The sequence below is a fragment of the Bartonella sp. CL70QHWL genome, assembly GCF_042194855.1.
In the GTDB taxonomy this organism is placed as follows: Bacteria; Pseudomonadota; Alphaproteobacteria; order Rhizobiales; family Rhizobiaceae; genus Bartonella.
The window spans coordinates 1-3095 of the sequence record NZ_JBHINJ010000057.1 but is presented as its reverse complement, the minus strand read 5'-3'; the positions used below and the strand labels follow the sequence as shown (position 1 = coordinate 3095).

At 40.1% G+C, this 3095-nt stretch carries 6 protein-coding genes and 1 pseudogene; all 7 read left to right on the top strand.

Annotated features, from left to right (window positions below; genetic code table 11):
* Positions 1-187 (top strand): annotated as a pseudogene (locus tag ACFIJZ_RS09480) (hypothetical protein); the annotation flags it as partial.
* Positions 188-363: 176 nt separating this feature from the next.
* A complete protein-coding gene (locus ACFIJZ_RS09475; protein ID WP_375631891.1) occupies positions 364-882 on the top strand; it encodes a hypothetical protein in 519 nt (172 codons plus the stop codon).
* Positions 879-1427 carry a hypothetical protein gene (locus tag ACFIJZ_RS09470; protein WP_375631889.1) on the top strand — a complete coding sequence of 183 codons (549 nt, stop codon included), beginning with the start codon at positions 879-881 and terminating at the stop codon, positions 1425-1427. Before ACFIJZ_RS09475 ends, ACFIJZ_RS09470 begins: the two co-directional genes overlap by 4 nt.
* A gap of 57 nt (positions 1428-1484) precedes the next feature.
* Entirely contained in the window at positions 1485-2042 is a 558-nt protein-coding gene (locus tag ACFIJZ_RS09465; protein WP_375631887.1) for a hypothetical protein, read from the top strand.
* Positions 2032-2229 (top strand): hypothetical protein, encoded by a 198-nt coding sequence (locus ACFIJZ_RS09460; protein ID WP_375631885.1) that lies wholly within the window; start codon positions 2032-2034, stop codon positions 2227-2229. Before ACFIJZ_RS09465 ends, ACFIJZ_RS09460 begins: the two co-directional genes overlap by 11 nt.
* Positions 2230-2241: 12 nt before the next feature.
* The gene (locus ACFIJZ_RS09455; RefSeq protein ID WP_375631883.1) at positions 2242-2571 is read left to right on the top strand and encodes a hypothetical protein; all 330 of its coding nucleotides are present in this window, start codon (positions 2242-2244) and stop codon (positions 2569-2571) included.
* Positions 2568-2705, top strand: coding sequence for a hypothetical protein (locus tag ACFIJZ_RS09450; RefSeq protein ID WP_375631881.1), 138 nt, complete (start codon positions 2568-2570; stop codon positions 2703-2705). Before ACFIJZ_RS09455 ends, ACFIJZ_RS09450 begins: the two co-directional genes overlap by 4 nt.
* Positions 2706-3095 lie beyond the last annotated feature (390 nt).

Here is a 3095-nt window from a genome sequence, read left to right as displayed (position 1 = left end):
TTTTAAGGAAAAGAGATTGAAAATTTTTGAGGAAAAGGTAAGCGTAGGGCGTTTACGTCGTGTGCTTGAGGAAGCTTTAGATGAGGCAATGACTGAGGTTGATCTGGGACTGAGGGTGATCTTGGCAGCGTGCTTGGCTTTCAATATGGGGGCACCACCTTGGGGAAAGGGGTGTTTTGGCTTGTAAGCGCCTCACGTATAGTGCTTCATGTATAAGCGCGTATAGGGCAAATGAACAAAATACGTAGAGGGGATTTATAGTGCTTGCATTACTCTGAGAAGGGTGCTAAGCGAATTTACCGCGCTGGTGGCGTGCTATCAAATATTGAAGAGTGGGAATTTTAGAAGTGGGGGAGTATCCGTATGATCGAAGATAAATCACAACACCAATCTGCCCATAAGCGAGATAAGGCTTTTGTATCACAGTCAGTGTTGAATCAATCGGCAACTTTCAAAAAATGGATGATGCTTTCAACAAGCGATTATATCATCATTTGTTGTTTGGCTATCCTCTTGTTGGTGCTTTTTTCCGCGTCTGCCTATATGAGCCCTTTGGAATTTTTTCACGTTATATCCAAGGAACAGTTACAAGAACTGGGAAAAATGAAACAAGAAAGTTTTCAGGAAAGTCTTAAACACCCTTTCCAAAATCCTATAATTCAGCATGTTCTTGATGCGGGGTGGAATAGTGTTTGGGCTTTTTTATGTCTCTTACCGCAAATAATTTTTGGCGTCCTTTTCGTGTTGTTTCCGCTCTTTTTTGTCTTTAACGCCGTATTTAAACGGGATGTGAAGGAAATGATGCTACAATGGGAAACCTTGCCAGAGCAGCAACAGCTAGACAACCGATCTCTGACAGAAGACTATAGGAGGGGAAAGTGACCGCTTCTTTAATCATTGGAATGTTGACTGCCGTAGGGACGACAATTTTTATTTGTTCTGCAATTTTTATGGTATTCCTTTCTACCGTGGTGACAATCGTTGCACTTTATTATTCGTTGATAAAACGGACAATCTTGTTATTGGTGACGCAGCGAAAATTAAAAAAGGGTGCAGCGCAGAATTTAGGGCATAATCAGGCAGGAGGGAGAGGACAGAATACAGTTCTTACAACACAGTTGCGTGCCTTTTCTTTTCAAGAATCTTTGCTTCTCTCAAAAAAAGATTATTTTATGATCTTTTCTATCGCTTTCGTTATGGTTGCACTTTGCACAGGTGTTGTCGTTTTTTCAGCTTTTCTTCCAAAATCTGCGGTTTTTTTGCACAATTACGCGCCTATAGTGCTTCACATTATTGATTTTGTCATGAAACTGCTGTTTTGGGTCTGGGCATGTATTGTTATTTCTTTACCTGTCATTTTAATTCTCCATAGTTTCCTTCAGTATGGCGTGCAAGAAACAGTAAAGGAATTAGAAACATTTGCTTGAGAAGAGAATAGAAATGATGATTTCACATCAATACGATAGGGAAAAAAAGGGAGCATTATGATGCAACATTTAGCTTTTTTAGGGGGCATCGTCATTGCCATTTTAATGGTTATGGTCATTGTTAGGCTTCCTTACTTGTTGATCAAGCATATCAGGTTATCTTTTAAAATCGCTCAAGACTTGAAAAAGAGTACGATGCAACAAAAACAAGCCATACAACAATTGCGCAATGATCAGGGAGAAATGAAAAGACACAATCTCGCCCATAAGACCCTTGATGCGAAAATGCGCTTTCTTAACTTCAAAGAATCTCGGCCTTTTTATTCAAAAGAATGTAAAATAATTCTTTTTATCCTTATTCTCTTTGCTGTTTTGCAATCTGCTTTCTCTATCGCAAATTTTGTATGGTGGAAAAATGATAATGTTGCCTTTATCATGCAGCTGTTGAGCCTTATATGGTTAGGGATTTTTCTCTTTTCTCCGATCATTGGGATCATGTGCATAAAGTTAACGAGAAAATTGAACAAAATACTTCCACAATTGGAAGAAGCGATACAACAACGCGATCAGGCAATGCGTATGCAGAATGTGGAAGGGGGACAAAATGACGAGTAGTCTTATAACATTAATAGCCATTTCTTTCCTGTTCTTTACGCTCTTAAATGTTTTAATATGGGCGCCAATCGTTGTCATTTATTACCTGTTTATCAAGCGTGCGCGGCTTTATTGTCGCGTGAAAAAGGAACTGAAATGCGTGTTGAATGAACGCGATATTGCCTTAAAACAGATCTCCCAAAAATAAAAAAGCAGCAGAATGTTTGATAAAAAACAGCTTTCTCTTGTTTGGCAAGACTATAAAAAAATATTCTATCTTTCTACGGTCATGGCGACTGCTCCAATAGTTATAACTGCTGTCGTTAAGATATGGAGAGGGGAGGACTTTGTTTCTCTTGTCGTATTCGAGCCACTGGCATGGATGCTTGCCTGTGTTTTTTTATTCTTACCGATTGTTTTTATTATGCGTTTTATCGTGACCCGTCAGTTGAACAAAATGATACGGCAATTAGAAGAAGAGGTTGAGCAGAAAGGAGCTCCCGTCATATTATACGATGTGAGCGAGGGGAAAGTGAGCGAGGGAAAATGAGCGAGGGGAAAATGAGCGAAGGGAAAGTGAGCGAGGGGAAAATGAGCGAAGGGAAAGTGAGCGAGAGAAAAATGAGCGAGGGGAAAATGAGCGAAGGGAAAGTGAGCGAAGGGAAAGTGAGCGAGGGAAAGTGAGCGAGGGGAAAGTGAGCGAGGGAAAGTGAGCGAAGGGAAAGTGAGCGAGGGGAAAGTGAGCGAGAGAAAAATGAGCGAGGGGAAAAAATGAAGAGAGGCTTTTGTTGAGCCTTGCTTTTGACTTGTTCATTAAGGTGCATGGGTGTACTTCTCGTTTTATGCTTTTTTATATTTGTGTCGTGTTTTTTAAAGAATTGGTGCTTTTGCTTGAGAGGTGCTCTTGCTTGAGTGGGGATTCTTGTGAGCTTTTAAGGGGAAAGTGAAGAGGGGCTGCTCTTGGACTTTACTTGTTGTTTCTGTTCTCTTAAAGAGAGAAAATCTTGTAACTTATTTTCTTTTATCAAGCATAAAAATCTGTCTTACCAAGCGATATTGAGAGCGAAAAATCGA

What these genes read in the sequence shown, in the direction of transcription:
- ACFIJZ_RS09475 (WP_375631891.1), top strand. Translation starts at nt 364, where the DNA reads ATGATCGAAGATAAATCACAACACCAATCTGCCCATAAGCGAGATAAG.
- ACFIJZ_RS09465 (WP_375631887.1), top strand. Translation starts at nt 1,485, where the DNA reads ATGATGCAACATTTAGCTTTTTTAGGGGGCATCGTCATTGCCATTTTA.
- ACFIJZ_RS09460 (WP_375631885.1), top strand. Translation starts at nt 2,032, where the DNA reads ATGACGAGTAGTCTTATAACATTAATAGCCATTTCTTTCCTGTTCTTT.
- ACFIJZ_RS09455 (WP_375631883.1), top strand. Translation starts at nt 2,242, where the DNA reads ATGTTTGATAAAAAACAGCTTTCTCTTGTTTGGCAAGACTATAAAAAA.
- ACFIJZ_RS09450 (WP_375631881.1), top strand. Translation starts at nt 2,568, where the DNA reads ATGAGCGAGGGGAAAATGAGCGAAGGGAAAGTGAGCGAGGGGAAAATG.